Origin of the sequence: Sulfitobacter sp. 1A15258 (assembly GCF_043557045.1) — a bacterium.
Taxonomy (GTDB): domain Bacteria; phylum Pseudomonadota; class Alphaproteobacteria; order Rhodobacterales; family Rhodobacteraceae; genus Sulfitobacter; species Sulfitobacter faviae.
The window spans coordinates 1-22,526 of the sequence record NZ_JBIFFK010000006.1 but is presented as its reverse complement, the minus strand read 5'-3'; the positions used below and the strand labels follow the sequence as shown (position 1 = coordinate 22,526).

16 protein-coding genes are annotated in these 22,526 nt (G+C 65.3%); 5 read left to right on the top strand and 11 right to left on the bottom strand.

What is annotated here, in order from left to right; all coding sequences use genetic code 11:
- Window positions 1-42: 42 nt before the first annotated feature.
- The 4 genes from ACGYK9_RS13265 to ACGYK9_RS13250 form a co-directional block, all read right to left on the bottom strand.
- A complete protein-coding gene (locus ACGYK9_RS13265) occupies window positions 43-4,626 on the bottom strand; it encodes a MupA/Atu3671 family FMN-dependent luciferase-like monooxygenase (protein ID WP_394411920.1) in 4,584 nt (1,527 codons plus the stop codon).
- Window positions 4,626-5,633: a glycosyltransferase gene (locus ACGYK9_RS13260; protein ID WP_394411917.1), complete on the bottom strand. Its 1,008-nt coding sequence runs from the start codon at window positions 5,631-5,633 to the stop codon at window positions 4,626-4,628. Before ACGYK9_RS13260 ends, ACGYK9_RS13265 begins: the two co-directional genes overlap by 1 nt.
- Window positions 5,633-12,070 carry a type I polyketide synthase gene (locus tag ACGYK9_RS13255; protein WP_394411914.1) on the bottom strand — a complete coding sequence of 2,146 codons (6,438 nt, stop codon included), beginning with the start codon at window positions 12,068-12,070 and terminating at the stop codon, window positions 5,633-5,635. Before ACGYK9_RS13255 ends, ACGYK9_RS13260 begins: the two co-directional genes overlap by 1 nt.
- Before the next feature lie 169 nt (window positions 12,071-12,239).
- Window positions 12,240-13,733 carry a hypothetical protein gene (locus ACGYK9_RS13250; RefSeq protein WP_394411911.1) on the bottom strand — a complete coding sequence of 498 codons (1,494 nt, stop codon included), beginning with the start codon at window positions 13,731-13,733 and terminating at the stop codon, window positions 12,240-12,242.
- A gap of 150 nt (window positions 13,734-13,883) precedes the next feature.
- Here ACGYK9_RS13250 and ACGYK9_RS13245 point away from each other — a divergent pair, with 150 nt between their 5' ends.
- A complete protein-coding gene (locus ACGYK9_RS13245) occupies window positions 13,884-14,630 on the top strand; it encodes a WecB/TagA/CpsF family glycosyltransferase (RefSeq protein ID WP_394411908.1) in 747 nt (248 codons plus the stop codon).
- Window positions 14,631-14,632: 2 nt separating this feature from the next.
- Here ACGYK9_RS13245 and ACGYK9_RS13240 read toward each other — a convergent pair whose 3' ends face one another.
- Genes ACGYK9_RS13240 through ACGYK9_RS13225 form a run of 4 tightly spaced genes read right to left on the bottom strand, consistent with a single transcriptional unit; the run spans window position 14,633 to window position 18,304 of the window.
- Entirely contained in the window at window positions 14,633-15,565 is a 933-nt protein-coding gene (locus ACGYK9_RS13240) for a glycosyltransferase family 2 protein (protein ID WP_394411906.1), read from the bottom strand.
- Window positions 15,562-16,653 (bottom strand): glycosyltransferase family 2 protein, encoded by a 1,092-nt coding sequence (locus tag ACGYK9_RS13235; RefSeq protein WP_394411904.1) that lies wholly within the window; start codon window positions 16,651-16,653, stop codon window positions 15,562-15,564. Before ACGYK9_RS13235 ends, ACGYK9_RS13240 begins: the two co-directional genes overlap by 4 nt.
- A 44-nt stretch (window positions 16,654-16,697) precedes the next feature.
- Window positions 16,698-17,723, bottom strand: a complete 1,026-nt coding sequence (locus ACGYK9_RS13230; protein ID WP_394411901.1) for a diguanylate cyclase domain-containing protein — start codon at window positions 17,721-17,723, stop codon at window positions 16,698-16,700.
- Window positions 17,720-18,304 (bottom strand): heme NO-binding domain-containing protein, encoded by a 585-nt coding sequence (locus tag ACGYK9_RS13225; protein ID WP_394411898.1) that lies wholly within the window; start codon window positions 18,302-18,304, stop codon window positions 17,720-17,722. The genes ACGYK9_RS13230 and ACGYK9_RS13225 overlap by 4 nt, the downstream gene beginning before the upstream one ends.
- Before the next feature lie 207 nt (window positions 18,305-18,511).
- Between ACGYK9_RS13225 and ACGYK9_RS13220 the strand changes: the two genes are divergently transcribed.
- The 3 genes from ACGYK9_RS13220 (at window position 18,512) to ACGYK9_RS13210 (ending at window position 19,893) form a co-directional block, all read left to right on the top strand.
- Window positions 18,512-18,658, top strand: coding sequence for a hypothetical protein (locus ACGYK9_RS13220; RefSeq protein ID WP_394411895.1), 147 nt, complete (start codon window positions 18,512-18,514; stop codon window positions 18,656-18,658).
- A 66-nt stretch (window positions 18,659-18,724) separates the two neighbouring features.
- Window positions 18,725-19,372 carry a DUF998 domain-containing protein gene (locus ACGYK9_RS13215; protein ID WP_067261619.1) on the top strand — a complete coding sequence of 216 codons (648 nt, stop codon included), beginning with the start codon at window positions 18,725-18,727 and terminating at the stop codon, window positions 19,370-19,372.
- Window positions 19,372-19,893 (top strand): DUF421 domain-containing protein, encoded by a 522-nt coding sequence (locus ACGYK9_RS13210; protein ID WP_271687850.1) that lies wholly within the window; start codon window positions 19,372-19,374, stop codon window positions 19,891-19,893. Before ACGYK9_RS13215 ends, ACGYK9_RS13210 begins: the two co-directional genes overlap by 1 nt.
- Before the next feature lie 7 nt (window positions 19,894-19,900).
- Here the strand turns inward: ACGYK9_RS13210 and ACGYK9_RS13205 are convergent, their stop codons facing one another.
- Window positions 19,901-20,596: an HAD family hydrolase gene (locus ACGYK9_RS13205; protein WP_394411892.1), complete on the bottom strand. Its 696-nt coding sequence runs from the start codon at window positions 20,594-20,596 to the stop codon at window positions 19,901-19,903.
- A complete protein-coding gene (locus tag ACGYK9_RS13200) occupies window positions 20,587-20,871 on the bottom strand; it encodes a DUF3572 domain-containing protein (RefSeq protein WP_271687853.1) in 285 nt (94 codons plus the stop codon). The genes ACGYK9_RS13205 and ACGYK9_RS13200 overlap by 10 nt, the downstream gene beginning before the upstream one ends.
- Before the next feature lie 98 nt (window positions 20,872-20,969).
- On the opposite strand from ACGYK9_RS13200, the gene ACGYK9_RS13195 reads away from it, so the two are divergent.
- Window positions 20,970-22,364 carry a diguanylate cyclase gene (locus tag ACGYK9_RS13195; RefSeq protein ID WP_394411889.1) on the top strand — a complete coding sequence of 465 codons (1,395 nt, stop codon included), beginning with the start codon at window positions 20,970-20,972 and terminating at the stop codon, window positions 22,362-22,364.
- Here ACGYK9_RS13195 and ACGYK9_RS13190 read toward each other — a convergent pair.
- Window positions 22,307-22,526, bottom strand: a 220-nt coding sequence (locus ACGYK9_RS13190; protein WP_394411886.1) for a hypothetical protein, incomplete at its 5' end; no start/stop codon positions are given. The genes ACGYK9_RS13195 and ACGYK9_RS13190 overlap by 58 nt on opposite strands.

Genomic DNA, 22,526 nt, shown 5'->3' with positions numbered 1-22,526 from the left:
AGAGCCTGAACGGCAGTCCTGATCTCGCCCTCCTCCGTCACCTCAACCGCGCCCGCGGCCACGCGCGGCCCGCATGAGGCGACGTTTCGACATGGTCTCGGACCGTGCGGGCGTCTCGGCGGCGGTGGCTGCCTTGGCCGGTGCGGCGGTCTTGCCCCCCAGCCCGTCGATATGTGCCGCCAATCCGGCAAGACTCGGGAAACGGAAGATATCAGTGATTGACAGGGCGCTGACGCCCAAAGCCGCCTTGATGTCGCGATGCGCCTGTACCGCCAGCAGCGAGTGGCCGCCGAGGGCAAAGAAATTATCCTCGCCGCGAATGTCCCCTACCCCCAAAAGCGCGCTCCAGACCTGCGCGATCGCCGCTTGGCTGCCGACCGCGGGCGTCTCGGCCTCCGGCGCGGCAGGGGTCGGCGCGCTTTGCCGGGTCGGGGCGGGCAGCGCCTTGCGGTCGATTTTCTTGTTCGGCGTCATGGGCATGGCAGAGAGGGTGACGATGGCCTGCGGCACCATGATATCGGGCAGATGCGCGGCCAATTGACGCCGCGCGGCGTCGTTATCCACCGTCTTTTCCGCGACCACATAGCCGATCAACTGCGCGCCACCCTGCCCGGCATCCTCGCGCAGCACCGCCACGGCTTGGCGCACCCCCGGCAACTCGGCAAGACGCGCCTCAACCTCGCCCAGCTCAATCCGGTGGCCACGGATCTTGACCTGCGCATCGGCGCGGCCCTCGAAATGCAGCACGCCCTCGGCGTCCATCCGCACCAGATCGCCCGTGCCGTAAAGGTGGCCCCTGCCGGTGAAAGAATCGTCGATGAAACGCGCCGCCGTCATCTCGGCCCGTTGCCAATAGCCCTGCGTGACGCCATCGCCCCCGATCCATAGCTCCCCCGGTGCACCGATGAGCAGCGGCTGCCGCGCGGGGTCGAGGATATGGACCTGCGTATTGGCGATTGGCCTGCCGATGGGCGCGGTGGTGGCCTCGGCACTGTCGAGCATATGGGTCGTGGACCAGATCGTCGTCTCGGTCGGGCCATACATGTTCTGGATCTGCGCCGAGGTCGCCGCGCGCAGCCCGCGCAGCAGGGTGCCGGGCAGCGCCTCCCCCCCGATCATCAGCGATTTGATCCGCGCCAATGCGCCGCGCGCCTCGTCGTTCATCACCATCATCTGCGCCATCGAAGGCGTGCATTGCAGATGGGTCACCCCGTGGCGGATGATCTGCGCGGCGATGGAGTGGTCATCCGCCGACGGTTGCCCGCCCGCATTGGCGCGGTGCAACACCTCGGCCAAGGGGGCAAGCCCCGCCATCACCTTGTCGGTCGGAATGCCATAGTCGATCAGACAGGCAATCTCATCCACGCCAATCCGCTTGAGCTGCTCGGCCCGCGCCAGACCATCGGCCACGGTGCCGAACATGCCGCTGTCGTTGAAATAGCGCTGAAAGGCGAACTCAAGGATCGCGTCCATTTCCTCGGGCGAGAGACCCTCAAGGTCGATCTCAAACGGATTCGTCGTGCCCGCCGGTTTCTTGAAGGCCGGGAAGGCCCATGCGTATTGCTTGATCAGCCCCGCCGCCGACCGCAGGTAGTCCTTCATCGGCCCGCGCGCCGTCTCTTCGGCCTCGGCGCGGGTCTGGGCGAGATAGCTGTGCAGCATGACGGTGACCCGATGGTCCGCCGGATCATGGCCCGCCGCGCGCAGGGCGTCATGGTAAATCTTGATCTTCTCGGCAACCTCCTCCACGGACTGGCCCAGCAGGTGGGTCAGCACATTGGCCCCAATCTCCCCCGCTTCCTTCCAAGTCTGCGGATTGCCCGCCGTGGTCACCCAGATCGGCAGTTTGTCAGAGACGGGGCGCGGCTGGGTCACCACCGCGTGGGGCGTGCCATCGGCGCGGGGGAACTCTACCGGCTCCCCGGCCCAGAGCCTGCGCAACTGATCGATGGCGTCATACATCGCGGGCTTGTTTTCGGGCGGCATGTTCTCCGGGCGCAGCACGAAGTCATCGGGTTGCCATCCGCTGGCGATGGCCAGTCCCACGCGCCCGTTTGTCAGGTTGTCGATCACCGCCCATTCCTCGGCAATCCGTGCGGGGTGGTGCAGCGGCGCCACGCAAGACCCCGCACGCACATCAAGGTTCTGCGTCACCGCCGCCACAGCCGCGCCGGTGACGGAGGGGTTGGGGTAAGGGCCGCCGAAGGCATGGAAGTGCCGCTCGGGCGTCCAGACCGCGTTGAAGCCGTGGGCGTCGGCGAATTTCGCCCCTTCGAGAAGCAACTCGTATTTCTTGGGGCCGACGCCATCGTCATTGCCCCAATAGAACAGGTTGAAGTCGATCCTGCGGTCGCTCGTGGAAATTGGGCCGTTCGACATGAGCGCCCGGCTGTCATCGCCCGCCAGCACCAACTTAAACCCCCGCGCCAGGGTCCAGAAAAGCTCCAAGACCGAGATGTCGAAGCTGAGACTTGTGACAGCAAGCCAGACCGCCCCCGCCTCATGGTCGATCCGGTCGTCCATCCCGGCAAAGAAATTCGCCACATTGCCGTGGCTGACCATCACGCCCTTGGGGGTCCCGGTCGAGCCGGAGGTATAGATCAGATAGGCGAGGTCATCCGGCCCGGCGCTGGCGGCGGGGTTCGCCGTCGGTGCTGTGGCAAGGCGCGGGTCGCGGTCGATCTCAACCACCTGGGCGTCATGCCCGGGCAGGCTGGCGGTGAGGGCCGATTGCGTGACCACGATAGATGCGCCGCTGTCCGAGAGGTAATGCGCCAGACGGTCCGCCGGATAGGCCGGATCAAGCGGCACATAGGCGGCCCCGGCTTTCAAAATGCCAAGTGTGCCGACCAGCAGGTCCACCCCCCGTGCGACGCAAAGGGCCACCGGCATCCCCGGCCCCGCCCCCCTATCGCGCAGCAGATGCGCCAATTGGTTGGCGCGGGTGTTCAATGCGGCGTAGCTCAGCGTCTCGCCTTCAAAGACCAGCGCGGGCGCGTCGGGGGTGCGCTCCACCTGCGCCTCGAAAGCGGCGTGGATGGTGTGGGGGTCATAATCGCGCGTCGTCGCGTTGACGCGGGCCAAGATCTGCGCCTCGGCCTCTGGGAGCGTCCAGACGGTGCCGCAGTCCGAGGTTTCGGTGATCTTGGCAAAGGCCGCCTCAAAGCGCGCGGCGAGGAGGTCGACCGCGGCGTCGGACAGCCGGGCGCTATCGGAACGAAGCCGCGCGCCCTGTGGGGTGAGGCAGAGGGTCAGCGCCGCCCCCGCAAGCGGTTCATCGCTAAAGGAGATCGCGAACTCCGGGGCGGCAGCCACATCAATCGCCGGATCGCGCAGCGGCAGGTCCCGGGCGAAACCGACGGCCCCCTTTGTGCGGCTGAGTTGGGGGTCCAACTGAGCCAGCAACTCGGCCACCGGTGTTTCCGCCTCTGCCGTGATGGTGATCGGCAGCCAATCGGCGATAAGCGACGCGGGTGCGTCCTCACGCCGCAAAGCGATGCCGCCTTCGTTGGCCCCGGCGCTGCGCAGCGCGACGAGGGCTGCGGCGGCGACTTGGTGCAACGGGTCGCTTCCCTGCGGCAAGGTGATCTCTCGCGCCCCCCCTGTCTTCGGCGATTCGGTTGCGGTGGCCAAGGGGACCGGCAGCGCGTCGAAGCCGGTCAGAGCGCGCCGCCAAGATGCCTCTTCAGCCGGAGCGGGAACCGGGCCTGCCGTCTGGGGCAACATATCCCCGGGGGCGAAAAACTGCGCAGGTGCAACGCTTTCGCCCGCCATATCGCGCAGATCATGGAGGGCGATATGCCCGTCCTGCGCCGCCACGATCACCCGCGCCTCGTCGACCTCGACAACCTCGCCGGGCGTGCCGCCCTGCCCCGCCGCGCGTTCCACGCGGGACACGGCCAGCACCGCGCCATCCGCGCCTAGGATTTTCGCCGTGGTCAGCGGGTTCCAATAGCTTCCGAAATCAAGGCCGCGGGCCAGCGCACCGATCTCCTCCGCCGTTTTGGTAAAATCGATCAGCCCGCCGTTCTCGGGCCGTTTGTCCTTCGCGAAATAGCTGCGCTGGCTCAGGTCTTGGGCGGTGCCTTGCAGGCTGCCGCTTTCCAACTGGGCCAGAACCTCGCCAAAGCTCTCCATCCCGGCGGCGTAGCATTTGGAGTTGAGGCTAAAGGCCGTCTCATCGGCTGCGATATCAACCTTGCGCTGCGCCAGTAGGTCGCCGGTATCGACGCCGGTCTCGATCAGATGCCAACTGACCCCATGCCGCGCCTCGCCATTGATGATCGCCCAAGCGGGTGTGTTGAGCCCGGCATAGCGCGGCAGCGGACCATCGTGAAAGTTGACCGCCCCGCGTTTGGGCAGCGCCAGAACCGTGTCGGGGATCAGCCGCAGGTTGGCGATGCTTAACAGCCAGTCGGCGGCCAGCCCCATCGGCAAGAGTTCCTCGGCATCGCGGCAAAGCGCCAGCCCCTGCCCCTCGGCCCAAGCGCGCACCGCGTCGTCGCGGGTGATCACGGCAGCGATCTGGTGCCCGCCCGCCAGCAGCATGTCGCCGCAGGCGATGGTCAGGGATTCGTCGCCCATCAGGAAGGCGGTGAACGGGTCTGTCTTGAAGCTGACGGTCATCAACGGTCCTTCGTGGCGGGGCTACGGCTTGGGTCTTGAACGGCGGGGGCCGCGCGCCGCGCGGTGCGCACATGGGCCGCAAGGTCGCGATAGAAACCCGGCGCATCTTCGGGGCGGCGCCCGGTGAGCAGGCAGCGCAGATGGTGCAACCCGCCCCCGGCAAGCCGGGCGAGCGTGGCCAGTGCCGCATAGGCGCGGCCATGGTTCTTGGCGAAATAGCGGTGGCGGCTGTCGAACCAATAGCGCGGCATGCGCCGCCATTCCTTCATCCCGGTCGAGACTGAGCCGACATGCACGCAGCGCGCCTGCGGGACATACCAGCAGTCCCAACCCGCCCGCGCGGCCCGCAGACAAAGGTCGGTTTCTTCGTAATAGAGGAAATAGGCTTCGTCGAAGAGGCCGATCTCGGCCAGCATGTCCCACCGCATCATGACGCTGGCCCCGGCCACCCAATCGACCTGCGCCGCCTTTTCAGGCAGGGGCGGCGCCACGACCGAGGCAGAGAGCAGCCGCGTCAGCGGGCCAAAGCGCGCGGCGGCCTCCAACTCTCCGGCGGCGGTGGGGAAACGAAAGGCCGTGGCATGGGGCAGATCATCCTCCCCGCGCACATGGCTTCCGGCCAATCCGGCGCGGGGGTGGTTTTGCAGGTGGTCCAAGAGCACCCCGATACAGCCGCGATCGAGGAAGGCATCCGAGTTCACCACATGCACGAAATCCGGCGCGGCCCCGTCGGACATCCCCGCTCGCATGGCAAGGTTGTTGCCCGCGCCGAAGCCGCCATTGCCAGGCGATGCGATCAGCCGCACCCGGTTGCCCGCATCCCACCCCCGCGCGGCGATCTCCTGCGCCAGAAACGCGGCAGAGCCGTCGCCGCTGTCATTGTCGACGATCACCAATTCGGCACCCGCATCGGGCATATCGGCCAATGCGGCCTCAGCCGCGCGCAGGGTCATCTCTGCGGTGCGGTAATTGAGGATGACGACGAGAAGGCGGGGCGGTTGCTGCATCATTCCGCTGCCGTGGCTTGGGTGTGGTCGTGGCCTGCGCCTTCGGGCAGGGCTGCCGCAATCACCTCGGCCAGTTCTTGCGCCAGCACGGTCACATTCGGGGCCAGCACCATGCTGACGTGATCGCCCGGCACTTCGATCACCTGCAAGCGCGGCGCGTATTGCCGCCACTGGTTGTCCTCATAGACATATTCCTTTTCCGCCGTGACATACTGCCCGGCAGAGACCGCCCAATGCCGATCCAGCGGCGGGCGGAACAGGGTCATCGGCCCGTCCCACTTCGGGGTTTCATACCGTCCCACCGCGCGGAGGAACGCCGCCTGAATGCGCAGACTGTTAAAGGAAACCCCCTCGCCCTCGCCGCTCGTCTCTTGCGGCGCCCGACGCCGCTCACGCTCCCACGCCCAGCGGTTGCGCGCCCATTCCAGCAGATAGGCCGGGCCTTTGCGCTTCAGTTCGGCCAGTTTGATATGCGCCTTGTCGATCTTGTTGAGCGACGGGCGCACGGGCAACGGCGTGTCGAGCATCGCAAGAACGGCCACCTCCTGCCCCGCGGCCTTCAACTGCTGCGCCATCTCATAGGCCGTGATCCCGCCGCCGGAGTATCCGGCCAGCAAATAAGGCCCTTGGGGCTGCAAGGCGCGGATTTCGGCGATGTAATCCGCCGCGGCGGTCTGCACCTCTTCATGGGGGGCCGCGTCTCCGATCAGCCCACGGGCCTGCACCCCATAGACCGGGCGCTCACTGCTAAACGGCAAGGCAAGATGGCGCAGGTTCAGCACATTGCCGAACATCCCCGCGACCACGAACAGCGGCGTCGCGTCTCGCGAGGACTGGTTGAGCGGCACGAGGTAGTCAAAGCGCTGTTGCGAGCCCGCCGCGTCTGTCTCGACCGCCTCCGCCTGCGCCACATCCCCGCGCTCCGCCGCGATCAGCGCTGCGCATTTGGCGATGGTCGGCGCTTCGAAAAGGACAGAGATCGGGAACTCCACCTTGAACTCACGTTTGACCGCCGCGAAGAGGCGCACCGCGATCAGGGAATGGCCGCCGAGATCAAAGAAACTGTCCTCGACCCCCACGGGGCTGACGCCCAAAAGGTTCGACCAAATCTCGGCCAATCTCTCTTCGATCCCATTGCGCGGGGCCACGAAGGAGCCGTCGAGATCGGGCCGCTCAAAGCTCTGCCCTTGGGCGGCGGCATCGGTCAGCGGCGCATCGGCCTGCGCGATCAGCCCTTGCAGGGGCAGCGAAGAGACCATGACCTGCGGCGCTTCCAGCGCCAGCGCACGGCGCAGCGCCTCTGGCCCCTCCTGCGCGCGGATGCCTTGGCGCACCAGACGGGCCAGACGCTCTTCGGCGGGGCTGAGGCTCTCGCTGCTGTCAGCATCTTCAAAGGTCACTTCGCGGGCGTCGGGCGGAGGCACCTCGGTAAAGGCCCCTTCGAGCCGCTTCATCGCGAAATCGCGAACCTCGATCAGAACAGTGCCCTGCGGATCGGTGATCGTCACGTCGAAACGGGCCAAACCCTCGGTCCCCGTGCCCTCGGCCAGCTGGACATGCGAGCGGACTTCGGCAGGCAGCGGGGCGTGGAGCGTGATCTCCCCATAGGACAGCGGCACCCAAAGGTGGCGCGCGGCATAGCCGGGGATCAGCGCCATGGCCCAACCGGTGGCGATATCCATCAGACCGGGGTGCATCAGGTAGCCGTGGGTCAGATCGCCCTGCGCAGCCTCGGGCAGGTGCAATGTGGCGATGCCCTCACCCCGCCCGAAGGCGGTGCGTTGCAGCACATGCCAGCGCGGGCCGAATTTCAAATGCGCCTCTTGAACGGCGGGCAGATGGCTTCCGGGGGCGGCCTCGGCCACGTCCTTGCACCGGGCGGCGATGGCCGCGAGGTCAAGCGGTTCGGCACTGTCGCCCGCCGGAGACATCCGCGCTTGGACATGCAACTGCCACGCGGGCTTTCCGTTGACCACACAGGCGCTGCGCAACTCGGCGGCGAAACCTTTGCCCTCAGGGATCAGGGTGATCTTGATCCTGCGCCGCGCCCCATCGGCCAGCGGCAGGGGGCGCAGGAAGTAGAGGTCTTGCAGGGTGAAGCCGTCGAACCCCTGCTCCGCCGCCGCTTCGGCCAAAAGCTCAATATAGCCCGTGCCGGGCATGATCGCGCGGCCATCCAAGGTGCGGTGTTGGTCGAGCAGCCAATGTGAGGCTGCAATCTCGGTCGTGAATTCGGGCGCACCGCTATGGCCTGAACCGGCGGTTTCCAAGAGCGCCGCCTCGATCGGGCGGGCGGGCAGCGCCACGGCACCACCGCCGCCGCCAAGGCTCTCTGCTGCCATGCCGACATCGGCCCAAACGCCCCAGTTCACCGCCACCACGCGGGTCTGCGCCGCGCGCCGCGATTGCGCAAAGGCGTTGAGCCAGGCATTGGCCGCCACATAATCCACCTGCCCCGCCGCGCGGGTCGCGGTGGAGGTCGAAGAAAAGAGCACCATGAGGTCGAGCGTGCCATCGGGCAGCAATTGATCCAAGACCCGCAGCCCCTGCACCTTGGGCGCAAGCACCGCGTCGATATTCGCATCCGTTTTGGCCAAAAGCGGCGCGTCGTCCAGCACCCCCGCGGCATGGATCACCCCCGTCAGCCCGCCGTGGCGCGCGGTCAGGTCGTCGATCACCCGGCGCATCTGCGCAAGGTTGGCGACATCCGCGCGGGCCACCTCGACCGCCCCGCCCGATTGCGCCGCCTTGGCCTCAAGCCGCAGGATAGCCCGCAAGCGGCGCGCCGTGGCATCCGCCGGGCCGTGGCTGGCAAGGTAGCTGTCCCATTCATGGCGCATCGGGAGGGCCGCGCGGCTTAGCAGGATCACGCGGGTGCCGGACGTCTCCAAAATATCCGCCGCGAGGGTCAGGCCGATGCCCCCGAAACCGCCGGTGATGAGGTAGCTTCCCTGCGGCTCCCAGCCCGGCAGATCGGTCTCGGGCAGCGCGGCGGCGCGGTAGCCCAACTCATAGCGGCGGCCAGCACGGTGGGCGACTTGGAGGTTGGCGGGGGTCGCCAAAAGCTCTTCAATCAGGTCCGCGAGATCAGTAACCGGCGCGGGCGTTACCGGTTTCGCGAACCACCCGGAAAGCGCGACAGGGGCGGCCTCGGGAAGGTCGATCTGAGTTGCCGTCAGCCCCGGCACCTCGCGCGCCATGACCCCGACGGGGCCGGAGATGAGCGCTTTTTCAGGATAGGCCAGCCCCTCCTCTGCCACCTGCGCGGCACCGGTTGTGAAGACGCTGAGGTGCAGCGGCGCGGGGTTCTCGGCCTCAGCCAAAGACTGGGCGAGCCACGTCAGGCTCCAGAACCCCTGTTCGACATTGCGGTCAAACCGGCTGGAGCCGGGGCGCGGGGCGGCCTGATCATCGGTCAGCCAGAAATGCGCGATCCGGTCGGGCCTCCGCCCATCGGCCTCAAGCGCTGCGATCAACTGGTCATAGCCCGACCGCCCCTGTTCGGCGGCAAGCGTGAAATGATCGGCGCTGACGCGGTCAAAGGCATCCCCCGCCGTGACCTCTGCCACCCGGTGCCCCTCGGCCCGCAACCGTGCCGCGGCCTCGGCCCCCAGCCCCGCCGTTTCGGAAAAGACGAGCCAATTCAGCGGGCCGGACAGGTCCAAATCCCGTTCGGCATAGCGCGGTTGCCAATGCGGCAGCGCGCCCCAGTCGCCGATATCCTCCAGCCGTTGCAGCGGTTGCTCGGCAGGGCGCGCCGCCGCCTCACCCGGCTCAATGAAATAGCGCGCGCGTTGGAATTGATAGGTCGGCAACACCACGCGGTTGCGCCGTGCCTCGCCCCAAATCTGCGCCCAATCGGCCTCGACCCCGCAGGCCCAGAGCCGCCCGATCACCCCGAGGAAATAGGCATCATCCGCGATCTCTTGTTCAGGGTGGCGCAGCGAAGACATCACCTGCCCCGGGGCCACATTGGTGTGCATCTGCGCCAAGGCGGAAAGCGCCTTGCCCGGCCCGACCTCAAGGAAAACCCGCGGCGCATCGCTGCTCAAAGTGTTGATGCAATCGGCGAAATTCACCGTGTGGCGAAGCTGTGCGACCCAATAGTCGGGGTCCGTCGCCATCTGCGCCGTGATCACCTCGCCGCTGCGGTTCGACAGGAAGGGCATCTGCGGCGCGCGCAGGTCAAGCGTGGCGAGGAAGGCGCGGTATCGGTCAAGGATTGGGTCCAACATCCGCGAGTGCGCGGCGATGTCGATGGCGATGCGCTGATGGTCAAGACCGGCGGCGTCGAGCCGCTCTTGCAGCGCCTCCAGCGCGTCTTCGGGGCCGGAAACGGCGATCAGTTCCGGGCCGTTCACGCTGGCGATATCAAGCGCGTCGCCCAGAAGCGGCGTGATCCGGTCAAGCGGCGCGGCGATGCTGATCATCCCGCCCGATGGCACCTCATCAAAAAGCCGCCCGCGCAGCAGCACAAGGTCGATACAGTCTTCAAAACGCATCACCCCGGCAAGGCAGGCGGCGACATTCTCGCCCATGGAATGCCCCACCATCGCGGCGGGTTTCACGCCCCAAGACAGCCAAAGCTGCGCCAGCGCATATTCAACGATCATGATCAGCGGCAGTTGCACCGAGGGGCGTTTCTGCTTGGCCTCGGTTTCTGCGCGGCCCTCAGGCTCTGGCAGCCAGATCGCGCGAATGTCGTAGTCGAGCTGCGGGGCCAGATGGGCCAGCCCCCGGTCCATCCATTCGGCAAAGACCGGCTCGGTCTCGTAAAGATCGCGCGCCATATCGGCATATTGCGCGCCGCCGCCGGGGAACATGAAAACGACTTCGGGATCAGGGCCGAGGTGGTCATGGGTAAAGACACGGCGGCTGTCGCCCGCTTCCAGCAGGGCGGCGGCCTCCTCATGGCTTTCGGCCACCAAGACGTGGCGTTTGTCAAAACCGCGACGGCCCTCTTTCAGGGTGAAGGCCACATCGGCCAAGGGCTGTTCGGGATGGGCGCGCAAATGTGCTGCGAGCGCGGCGCTATTGGCATCCAAGGCCGCCTTGCTGCGCCCCGAGAGACAGAGCACATGGAAAGGGAAATCGCTGTCTTCCGAGGCCCCGCGGGTCGGTGCCTCTTCCAAAATCATATGCGCATTGGTGCCGCCCACGCCAAGCGCATTGACCGCGGCGCGGCGCGGGGTGCTTTGGCCGGGCCAGTCATAGAGCCGGTCATTGACGCGGAAGGGCGAACCTTCAAAAGGGATCGCCGGATTCGGCGCCTCATAGCCTAGCGAGGGCGGGATCTGCTGGTGGTGCAGCGACAGCGCTGCCTTGGTCAGCCCCGCCACGCCCGCCGCGGTGTCGAGATGGCCGATGTTGGTCTTGACCGAGCCGATGCGGCAGAAATCTTCGGCCTGCGTCTCGGCGCGGTAGGCTTGGGTCAGGGCGGCCACCTCGATCGGGTCGCCCAGATAGGTGCCGGTGCCGTGGCATTCGACCATGCCGATGCTCTGCGCCGCCACGCCCGCATCATCCAGCGCGCGGGCGATGGCGGCGGTCTGCCCGTCCACGGAAGGTGCCAGATAGCCCGCCTTGGCCGCCCCGTCGTTGTTCACCGCCGAACCTTTGATGACCGCCCAGATGTGGTCACCATCCGCGACAGCATCCTCCAACCGCCGCAACGCCACGGCGCCTGCGCCGGAGCCAAAGACGGTGCCCTGCGCGCGGTGGTCGAAAGCATGGCATTCGCCATCGGGCGAAAGGATCTCGTTCTCCTTGAACTCATAGCCGCGCCCCTGCGGCAGTTCGATCGTCACCCCGCCTGCCAGCGCCATGTCGATCTCACCCGCGCGCAGCGCTTGGGCCGCGTAGTGAATTGCCACCAGTGAAGTCGAACAGGCGGTTTGCAGGTTGATCGACGGGCCTTTGAGGTCAAGCACATGGCTCACCCGGGTCGACAGGAAATCCTTGTCGTTCCCGGTATGGCGCAGCAGGAACATGCCCACGTCGTCGACGAGGTCCGGGTTCGAGCAGATGTTGAAATAGAAATAGCTCCCCATGCCGCAGCCGGCATAGACACCCACCGGGCCGGAAAGGCTTTCGGGCATATGCCCCGCCTGTTCCATCGCCTCCCATGCGATCTCAAGAAACTTGCGGTGCTGCGGGTCGAGGATGGCGGCGTCTTTTGGCGAAAAGCCAAAGAACTCCGCATCGAACATGTCAAAGCCGGGCATATCGGCGGTGACGGGCACATAGTTTGGCCGGGCCATCCGCTCGGCGCTCTCTCCGGCAGCGCGCAGCTCTGCTGCGTCGCGGCGCTTGAGCGCGCTCACCCCGTCGCGCAGGTTCGCCCAATAGGCGTCGATCCCTTCGGCGCCCGGCACCGTCACCGACATGCCGACGATCGCGATGTCACCGCGCGAAAGAGTGTTGTCCGTGCTATTCATTGCGACACATGTCCCACCGCCCGCTTGGCCAGAGTGCGGCACCCTTGAGGTTCAATTTAAGCTTCGGGTGAAGCATACAACAGGCAAATCTGGCGAAAATGAGCCGATAACGTGCCCTAGGGTCACTTTCGGCCAAAATCACTTCACAGCGCCGTGAATGGGTCGCGGTTTAGAAAACCGTCCGCTTTGCGTTCAACGCGGGGGCGTCGATCCTGTTCCGCCCTTTGCGCGCCGCCGCCAACCCTTCGGCATGGCCAAGGATCGCCCCAGCCGTGAGCCAAGTAAGCGGGGTCAGCGTGGCATTAAGCAACATGTCCATCATGGTAATGCCAAGGATCAAAAGGAGTGGTGGAAGCCATGGGGATAGGCTCGCATCGCCCATCCGGTAGAGATGCAGCCCCACGAGGAAGATCGGCAACGCCAAAAGGCCCATCTCGCATAGGTAGCCAAGCCAGCCGAAAGTGCCGAAAACGATGATCCAGCGGCCATCGGGGATCGACAGGATATTGCCGTTCGTCGCATCGCGGATCAGGTTGCGCCCCCATCCGCCCCAGCCGAACCACGGTTTCTCGGCGGCCCGCGCCAGCAGTTGCTCTTCGTTCATGAAGCGGTAGCCAAGCGATTGCGCCCGGTCCGCGCTGATCGCCTCGGCCTGAGCAAGGATCGCATCGAGCGGCACCAGACCGGCGTTGCGCAGCATCGGATAGATCACCGCCACGATGGCAAAGACCACCGCCAGACGGATCTGCCACCGCGCCGGGGTCAGCAGCACCATCGGCACCAAAAGCAGCGCATAGGCCAGCGAGGCAAGGCTTTTGCAAAGCAGCAGAACCACGGCGAGATAGCCCGCCAGCAAGAGCATCTTCCAGCGGTCGATCACCGGGGTCTGCCGCGCCAGCGCCACCGCCGACAGCAGCGCGATACACATAAACAGCGCCAGCCACAACGCATGGGGCAGAAACACGATGGGGCGAAAGCCCCCATTGCGCATCATCTGTTCAAAGGAGTGCTGGAAGAACCCGTAGATCCATGTGTTGAGCTGCGGTGAGAAACGGATCTCGAACAGCGAAGGCACGGAGTAGATCACCCCGCCTACCATGAAGGCCAAGAGCAATTCCCGCAGCCCCTTTTCATCCGCAATGAACTGCCGCGCCAGCAGGAAGGGCACCAGCATCAGCACCTGCCCAATCAGCACCGAGCCGATGTCACGGATCGAAAGCCCCGGCAGCGTGTCGACGGGGAAAAGGATCGGCTCAAAGCCGCGGATCGACTGAAACAGGATCGGATCGCCGTTGGTCAGCACCGTGGGCACCGCCGAAAAGACCAGCCCCAGCACCAAAAGCCCCGCCAGACGCGAAGTGGGCCAAAGCTGCAATTTCTCCTGCGTGCCCAGCCAGATGATCAGCAAGACGCTCAGGTTCGGGATCGACACTTTGTCGAGCCCCGGCACCAGCGGCAGGTTGAACTCCGCCAACGGGGGCAGGAACAGATAGCCGCCAAGGATCGACCAGATCAGCGCCCGCTGGAGCGGCAGGTTGCGAAACAGGGCCAGACAGACGAAAGGCCAGATCAGCAACATCAGGTAGGCGACGGGATTTGGCATGACGTCCTTCGCGAAAGCCGCGTCGGGGCGCGGCAGGATGGGGCCGGGCGAAAATACCATCTGGCCCCAGCCCTGTCATCCCGCTAGTTTTGCCGCAGGTTCACTTTGGCGCGGGCGTGGCTGATAGATGGCACATGAAATCAATGGCATAGAGCGCGAAGCTTATGCTCCTTCGCCTGCACGTGGCGTTGCGACAGCGGAAGGCGCGGCATGAAGTATGGCACGGGCACTGCCGCCGTAGAGGTCAATGTGGCGACGCGGGCCGCATTGTTTCAGGCCCTGCGCGCGCGCTTTGCCACGGATCAGGGATTCGCCCTTGCTACGCTCAACCTCGACCATCTGACCAAATTGCCCCGCGATGCGGGCTTCGCCGCCGCCTATCGCGCGCAGGATTTCATCGTGGCCGATGGCCGCCCCGTGGTCTGGCTTTCGCAACTCGCCAACCAGCCGGTCGAGCTGATGCCCGGCTCCGATCTGATCCTGCCGCTTTGCGAATTGGCCGCCGCACACTCGCTGCCTGTCGCCTTTTTCGGCAGCGATGAGGGCGCGCTGCAGGGGGCCGCAGCGGCCCTGCGGACCCGTCTGCCGGGGTTGGAGATATGCCATATCGCCGCCCCGCCCATGGGCTTTGACCCCGAAAGTGCCGAGGCGGATACCGCCCTGCGGGAGATCGCCCAAAGCGGCGCACGCCTTTGTTTTCTGGCCCTCGGCGCGCCTAAGCAAGAGATCCTTGCCGCACGCGGGCGCGACATAGCGCCGGGGGTCGGCTTTGCCTCGATCGGGGCGGGGTTGGACTTCCTCGCCGGGCGGCAGCGCCGCGCGCCGAAATGGATGCGGATGCTGGCTTTGGAGTGGCTTTGGCGGGCTATGCAAAGCCCGGCGCGGATGGTGCCGCGCTATGCCCGTTGTTTCGCGATCCTGCCGCGATTGACGCTTGCGGCATGGCGCGCGCGCTAGGCTCAGCGGTATTCGATGATCCGCCCGTCGCGGCGCATGTGGTATTTGAGCACGCCCAAGGCTTCGGGGAATTTGCCCAGCAGGGTGAAGAAGCCCCAAGCCACCCCGCCCCGCCGCATCAACCGCAACAGTTGCAGCGGATAAAGCAATGCCAGCCCAAGCCCGGCCCAAGGGAGCACCAGCGCCAAGAGCAGGATCACGGCGGGCAGAAGCGCCCCCCAGAGTAGTGCGCGGCGCGTTTCGGCCACCCAATGCCCATCCGGCCCGCCGCCATGCAGCGCGGCCCCTTCGGCAAAGGCATGGCCCGCCCGCAGGCTGCGCCGCCACCACTGACCGACCTTAGTGATCTGCGCGTCATGCCATGCCATCTCGGCGTCGAGCCGCCATATCTGCCAGCCCGCGCGGCGCAGCCTTTGGCAAAGCTCCGGCTCTTCCCCGGCGATCATCTCGGCCCGGTAGCCGCCCACGGCGCGCAGCGCGTCCAAGCGCATCAGCGCGTCACCGCCACAAGCAAGCGCCTCGCCCACGGGCGTATCCCACTCGCGGTCGATCAGCCTGTTGTAGACAGAGGCATCGGGGTTTTCCTCACGCCGCCTGCCGCAGACCACGGCGACCTGCGGATGAGCGCTCAGATGGGCCTCCGCCACCGCCAGCCAACCGTCTCGAAGGATGCAATCCCCGTCAAGGAACTGCACCAGCGTGATCCCCTCACCCAATGCCGCCATGCCCGCATTGCGCGCCCGCGCGGCGGTGAAGGGCTGCTGCATGTCAAGCTCGATCACCTCGGCCCCCAGCCCCCGCGCCATGGCGACCGAGCCATCGGTCGAGCCGCTGTCGACATAGACGATCTGCGTCACCTGCCCTGCCAGTCCTTGCAAGGACCGCTCCAACCGCGCGCCCTCATTCCGGCCGATGACGACAGCACCGATGCTCATGCGGCATGCTCATCACGCCAAGCGGCGACATGGGCGCTATAGGCCTCCGACGGGACCAGAAAGCCCGCACGATAGAGAAGTTCGACCCGGTTCCAGCGCCGCGCGTCCAGCGAGAAGAGCGACACATCGGGGTTCCGACCGATCACCGCCATCCGCCGCGCGTCTTCGCCATGAGACAGGTTGCCCGCGCCCAGCGTCTCGGCATCCCGCGCGGCGGCGTCATTGGCGAATTTATAGTGTTTGATCACCGCCGTCATATCCGCCACCCGCACCCCCGAAGAGAGATGCGGATGCGGCGCGGGCGTGACCTCTGGCCCATTGAAAATCAGCGGATGTTTCGTCAGGCAGCAGTCTTCGCCAAAGACCTTGCCACGCACGCCGCCGAAAGCGAATTTCACTGCCTCGTTGGAAAGTTCGTTGTCGGCCAGCAGGGCGGAAAACGGAATCTCCGGGCTGTGGTAATCGATTTTGCGCACCGCGCTGATGTCGTAATAGAGGAAGGACTGCAGCGCCTGTTTGTAGGGCATCCCCGCCGCCGCCGCGAGGCTGGTTTTGGAAAACATTTCAAGCATCTGCGCGGCCAAGGCGGTATAGCCTTGTCGGTCGAGATAGGCGGTCAGCCCCTTGATGCCGATCTGGCTGCGCCCTTCGAAATCGAAAATCTCGTCCATATCGACATAGAGACACCAGCGGTCCTTGCCATAGGTCTGCGCGGGGTATTGGCGGATCAGGTCTTCGTATTCGGCCAACGGCAGGGTGCAACGGTCGATCACCGTGCCCTTTTGGGCTTTGATCCGGGCGATGGTGTCATCACGTGAGCCGTTGTCGATAAAGACGAAATGCTGCACGCCCATCGCGCGGTAATGGCGAAAGAAAGCGTCGAGGTAATAGCTGCCATCGCGGACCAAGGTGATCAGCACCACCTCGCCCGGGGCGGTGTTGAGTTTGCTCGGCCCATGCAAATGCTGCAAGGAGGCGGCAAAGCGCGCGCGACGGCGGGCGTTGTGCAGGCGTTGGCGCAGGCGGCGGAACAGATGCAGGGGCGATTTCATGCCCTTGTGATACGCCAGCCGCTCTGCGCGGTCCACTGCCCCTGTGCCCTTCCGCCCCGGCCCGCAGCGCCCCCGAGCAATTAGCCGCCGCCCTTTTCGGCAGGTGCGGCAACCATCCCGCCCCCCGCGCGCAGGGTGGGGTCAAAGAAGGTATGCCGCGCCCGGCCTGCGTGTTTCGAGGCATAGAGCGCGGCATCGGCATTGGCCAAGACCACGTCGCGCGATCGCCGGTCCCCCCGCTGGATCCAGACCGTGCCGATGCTGGCCGAGACTTTGCAGACCTCCCCCTTGAAATGAATGGGCTCTTCCAGCCGGTCGATGATCCGCTGGCCGATCCCGCGCAGGATGCCCTCGCTGCGCACATCGGGCAGAACCACGGTGAACTCATCCCCGCCCAAACGCACCACCATGTCAGAGCTGCGCGTCTCTTGCTGCATGATCCGGGCGACGACTTGCAACACATGATCGCCCGCCGCATGGCCCAAACTGTCGTTCACCGCTTTGAAATAGTCGAGATCGACATGCATCACGGCAAACCCCTCACCGGCGGTGATCAACCGCTCCAGCACCGCGTTCAATGCGCGCCGGTTTTTCAGCCCCGTCAGCGTATCGGTAAAGGCTTGTTCCTCCGCCGCGATCCGCGCTTCTTGCAGACGCAGGTTCAAACGGCGCGAGGCTTCCATCGCGGCGGATTTCGCCTCCATCAGGTACAACATCTCGATCGCCAGATCGGTGGCGGCGAAATCCGCATTGGTCAGCGCATAGTCCTGCACCCCGTCGAAAATCGAAATCCCGAAAGAGAGGTTCACGATCAAACGCCGATCCCCCAGCGGCACCAGCAGGCCCTTCAACTCGGTCCGCGGCGCGTCGCGAAAAGCGAGGTGCAGCTTGATCCCGGCGGCCCGGCGCAGGTCTTCCATTCCCGATATGCCACGGGGCCGTTTGACGGTGACCGTATCCAGAAACCGCCGCCCCGCCAGCGGCGATCGCGGGCGCAGTTTCTGGATCGTGGGCCCAGCGTGGCGGATCCTGCCGCTGGCCGAGAGCAGCAGATGCATCGGGCAAAGCTTGTCCAGAACCGCCGGATCGTGGCCTGCGCCACTCATGCCCGCGCCCCAAGCTCAAACCGGCGCCCTTCCGAGAATTCGGCCTCGACCAGAATGATCTTCAACGCTTCGACGCCTTCGGACCGCCCGCAATGCTCCAGCAGCACCAGCGCGCCATAGTCATCGGCCATGGCCCGCAGAACGCCCATCATCAGATAGCCGTATCCCACCAGCGGCGCCTCACAGATCAGGGAATATTGGCCATCAGGGTCTTCGCGCAGTTCGACCGGGGGCAGATGCAGTTCCGATAGGGCAAGGCGGGTCCGGTCCGGCAGATCGTCGAGCGATTGCAGGAAATCGCTGAAGCTGACCCCGCCGAACCGTAGCAAGCGCCGCACAGCCTCGTAGCCCGGCTGCGCCACGAGGAAGGTGCCGACATCCTCCATCACCTCGGCCAGGGGCCGGTCCAGCACGGCACAGACCGCTTCGAGCACCGCCGGGGTGACGTGATCCGGATAGGTCATCATCGCCTCGAATTCGGTGAAATCCAACCCGGCCCGCGCGGCCACATCGGCCCAGAGCCTCTGCCCGTAGTTCGCGCAAAAGTAGTTTTGGATGCTGCGGTTGATAAGCCCGTGCATGATTGCCTCATTCCCATTTTCCCAACCCCAGATTGCAGGGGCAGTGGTTAAGATTGACCTGATGAATACAGTTGTCGGGAAATTGCCTTGGCCCCGCCCCGCCCCGCCCCGCCCCGCGCCGCCCGCGGAACCGCCGCTATATGCTGCGCGTTCGGTAAAGGAAGAGGAGGCGATGCCCCGCCTCTCCCCAGGCCGAGGAGACTTTCCATGAGCGATGATCCCAAACACCCCAAGGACGAGAACACGACACCGCCCAAGAAACCTCAAGAAGACCTGCACCGCCCTGAGGCCACATTGGACGAAGCTCCCGCCGGCAGCCCCAACGCCGAAGAACGCTCACGACTTTTGGATTGATACTTTGGGTCCGACCACGGGGTCGGACCTTTGACCGACTAAGGCGGCCAAGAAGGGTTACGCAACATGAACAATGACGTCACAGCACCCCGGCAGCACAGCGCGCCGGGGTTTATGGTCTGTCTGGGCTGGGTGGCCATCCTTGGCTGTGTGATATTCGCCGTATCGATCCTGATCGCGGATTTCGTGGTGCCGGATCACGATTGGATCGCCGACACGATCAGCGATCTGGGCGCGGGACGGTATGAGTTCATCGTCGACATCGGTATCTATGCCTTCTCCGCCGCGCTCATCGCCTGCGCCCTGCTTTGCGCCCATGTGCATTTTGGCGACCGTTGGTGGAGCATCGCCACCATCGGGCTCGCCCTGCTGGGTCTCATCGTCTTTCTAGTGGGCGCGCGCAACGAATACGGAGACCGCGATTCCGACGGTGTGGTGATCCATATCTATCTGGTCTACGCGCTCGGCCTGATCATGCTCACCGTGCCTTGGCTGCTGTCGCGGGGATTCGCCGATATATCAAGCTTCCTTGCCAAGTCGCTCAAGGTGATCTCGCTCCTCTGGCTGGTCTCGGCCCCGCCCTTTTTCTTTCTGCCCACCGGGATCGATGGCGTCTATGAGCGCTATCTGGGCCTGATTGCCATGGCGATGGTGGTGCTTCTGGGGCGGTTCTTTATCCAACGGGGCCGGGCATTGAACGGGGGGCATGGCTGATGTTCTTTGATCACGTCCCGCTGGATATCCTCGCCCGGGCGCTGCTGCTTTCGGCCATTGCCCTGACTTGGGTGATCATCGTGGTCCGGGTCATCGGGCTGCGCACCTTCTCAAAGATGACCGCTTTTGACTTTGTCGCCACGGTCGCCACCGGCTCGCTGCTTGCGGGCGCCTGTCAGGCCACCACTTGGCCGGAGTTCGCCCAGCCGACCTTGGCCATCTCAGCCCTGCTCGGCGCGCAATTCGTCATCGCGAAGATACGGCAGGCTTCCGACAGCTTTGAGCAGGCCGTGCAGAACGAACCCGTGATCCTGATGCGGGAGGGTGAGATTTTCGATGCCGCCCTCAGCGAGACCCGCGTCGCGCGCGCCGATCTGATCGCCAAGTTGCGAGAGGCCAATGCCCTGCGCTTCTCTGATGTGCGCGCCGTGGTGTTGGAGACCACGGGCGATATCTCGGTCCTGCATGGCGATACTCTTGAAGAGGGGCTGCTCGAAGGCGCGCGCATGGTCGAAAAATAGAGCGCCCTCAGGCCAAGCGCTGCGCCAAATGGCCGATATCCGGCAAGACCAGATCGGCGTATGGGGCGAGGTCTTCCGCAGTGGCGGGGCCGGTCAGCACCGCGACCCGCAGCATCCCCGCCACCCGCGCGGCCTCCAGATCGTGAACACTGTCTCCGATCATCGCGACAGAGGCGGCGGGAAGGTTCACATGGGCGGCAAAGGCGTGCAACTGCCCCGGCGACGGCTTGCCCCCATGGCCGCTGTCAAATCCTGCGATAAAGTCGAACATATCGACCACCCCCGCGGCCAGCAGATGGGCCCGCGCGGGGTGTTCGGCATCATTCGTCGCCACGCCAAGGCGCAGACCCCGGTCGCGGAGCCCTTGCAGAAACGGTCGCAGCGGCACCGCCTCGCGCTGTGGCGCGGCGCTGGCTTCGGCGTTGATGATGTCCAACAGATCCGCTGGCAGCAGGTCTGGGAAATGCGGGACCAAGGCATCGACCACCTCATGCGGCGTGCCGGCGATGGCGATGCTGTCCGGTGCGAAACGGCGCGTGGCGAGGTCAAAGCCGATGTCCGCGCCCACCCGTGCGGCCAGCCCGCGATCCCCCTCGCAGACCCGCAGCAAGAAGGCCTCGGCCCAAGGCTCCCAAGTCGCGGCGAAGTCGAAAAGCGTGCCATCCTTGTCGAACAGCAGCGCTTTAACATTTCTTAAGTCCAATGCACCTGCTCCCCCCCGGGCAGCGCCGCGCGGGCTTGCATGATCCGCTCATAGGGGATCGCCAGATGGTCGCAAAACCCGATCACCCACGCGTCGTCCATCATCAGGAAATCCAGCACAGCGCCCAGAAAAATAGGGTCGCTTGCCTGCGTTTTGAGGTCCGCTTCGGAGGCACCGGTGCTGCCCAGAAACACCGGCAACAGATCATCATTCGCCGCCAGCCAGCCCAGCGCCTGAAGCGCCAAAGTCTCAGCGGTGTCTTGGGTATAGGACATTGGAAAACCGTCTTTCGCTGAAGGTTGGAAACCCTTTGTTAACCATTAGGGGGCAAAGACTCTCGCATCAAACTGATTTGTACGGTGAAGGAGTTGTCGTGCAAGGGACCATCCTTATTGCAGATGCGATCGCGACCAATCGCATCGCCCTCAAGGTCAAGCTTTGTGCGGCATACTATCACGTCGTTCAGGCCGAAGACATGGAAGAGGCTTTGGCCTGCCTGCGGGAAAACCCGCCGGATCTGGTGATCTGCGCGCTGACATTGCCGGGTGGCGGGGCGGCGGACCTCTGTCGCGTGCTCAAAGCCACTCCCGATACCGCGCAGCTCCCGGTTTTGGCCATCGGGAATAGCGATCAGGCCGTGGATCGCTTTACCGCACTCGAAGCGGGGGCGAGCGATGTGCTGCTGAAACCGCTCGATTGCACGTTGCTGTTGGGCCGGACCCGCAGCCTCATCCGCGCCCGCAACGCGGCGGACGAATGGGAAATGCGCGAGGATACGACCCGCGCGCTCGGGCTGGCGGAGCCTGCGGCGGAATTCACCGCCCGCAGCCACTGTGTGATCATCCATTCCGACAGCGCGGTAAGCGTGAATTGGGCGAAACAACTCCGCCCTCAGTTGCGCGCGCGCCTCACCCTCGCCAATCCGGAGGAGGCCATTCGCGCCGCCGCCGCCAACGGACCGCCCGACGCATTCGTTTTGGTTCTGCCAAAAGACCCCGTGCCCGCCACGGCAGCCTTGCGTCTGATCTCGACGCTCCGGGCCAACGCCCAGACCCGCCATACCGGGCTGCTGGTGGTGCAATTGGCCCCGGATGCGGCGCTTGCCGCCACCGCCCTTGACCTAGGGGCGGATGATTTGATGACCGAAGGTTTCAACCCGGCGGAAATGGCGCTGCGCCTGCATGCGATTTTGCGCCGCAAGCGAATGACGGACCAACTGCGCGACACGGTGCGCACGGGGCTGAAGGCCGCCGTTTTCGACCCGCTGACAGGGCTGCACAACCGCCGCTATGCCCTGCCCCATCTGGACCATATCGCGGAACATGCCGTTGCGACCGCCCGCCCCTTTTCGGTGATGGTCGCCGATCTGGATCACTTCAAGGGCATCAATGATCGTTACGGTCATGCCGCGGGGGATTCCGTTTTGGTGCAAACGGCGGAACGGCTGCGCAACAACCTGCGCGGCATGGACCTTGTGGCCCGGATCGGGGGGGAAGAATTCTTGATCGTCATGCCCGGCACCGGCCTTGCGGATGCAGAGAAGACGGCGGCGGCAATCTGTGCCGATATCGGCAACCGCGGCTTTGTCGTCCCTGGCACGCCCCAGCCGATCCATGTGACCATCAGCATCGGTCTTTCCGTCGGCCCAGTGGAAGAGGAAGGCCACCCGCTGTCAGCCGAAGCCTTGATGGCGCGGGCGGATCGGGCGCTTTACACGGCAAAAACCCATGGCCGGAACCGGGTGAACCTGAGCCGCCCCGCGGCCTGAGGTTCGGACAGGCGGGGCGCGTTGCCGCTGGACGGCGGGCTACATTGACTGCCTTCATGAGCGGGGGGGGCTGATCGGACCTCTGCCTCTGCCTCTGCCTCTGCCTCTGCCTCTGCCTCTGCCTCTGCCTCTGCCTCTGCCTCTGCCTCTGCCTCTGCCTCT

What these genes read in the sequence shown, in the direction of transcription:
- ACGYK9_RS13245 (WP_394411908.1), top strand. Translation starts at nt 13,884, where the DNA reads ATGAAGTATGGCACGGGCACTGCCGCCGTAGAGGTCAATGTGGCGACG.
- ACGYK9_RS13210 (WP_271687850.1), top strand. Translation starts at nt 19,372, where the DNA reads ATGTTCTTTGATCACGTCCCGCTGGATATCCTCGCCCGGGCGCTGCTG.
- ACGYK9_RS13225 (WP_394411898.1), bottom strand. Translation starts at nt 18,304, where the DNA reads ATGCACGGGCTTATCAACCGCAGCATCCAAAACTACTTTTGCGCGAAC.
- ACGYK9_RS13250 (WP_394411911.1), bottom strand. Translation starts at nt 13,733, where the DNA reads ATGGTATTTTCGCCCGGCCCCATCCTGCCGCGCCCCGACGCGGCTTTC.
- ACGYK9_RS13260 (WP_394411917.1), bottom strand. Translation starts at nt 5,633, where the DNA reads ATGCAGCAACCGCCCCGCCTTCTCGTCGTCATCCTCAATTACCGCACC.
- ACGYK9_RS13230 (WP_394411901.1), bottom strand. Translation starts at nt 17,723, where the DNA reads ATGAGTGGCGCAGGCCACGATCCGGCGGTTCTGGACAAGCTTTGCCCG.
- ACGYK9_RS13240 (WP_394411906.1), bottom strand. Translation starts at nt 15,565, where the DNA reads ATGAGCATCGGTGCTGTCGTCATCGGCCGGAATGAGGGCGCGCGGTTG.
- ACGYK9_RS13265 (WP_394411920.1), bottom strand. Translation starts at nt 4,626, where the DNA reads ATGACCGTCAGCTTCAAGACAGACCCGTTCACCGCCTTCCTGATGGGC.
- ACGYK9_RS13255 (WP_394411914.1), bottom strand. Translation starts at nt 12,070, where the DNA reads ATGAATAGCACGGACAACACTCTTTCGCGCGGTGACATCGCGATCGTC.
- ACGYK9_RS13215 (WP_067261619.1), top strand. Translation starts at nt 18,725, where the DNA reads ATGAACAATGACGTCACAGCACCCCGGCAGCACAGCGCGCCGGGGTTT.
- ACGYK9_RS13220 (WP_394411895.1), top strand. Translation starts at nt 18,512, where the DNA reads ATGAGCGATGATCCCAAACACCCCAAGGACGAGAACACGACACCGCCC.
- ACGYK9_RS13200 (WP_271687853.1), bottom strand. Translation starts at nt 20,871, where the DNA reads ATGTCCTATACCCAAGACACCGCTGAGACTTTGGCGCTTCAGGCGCTG.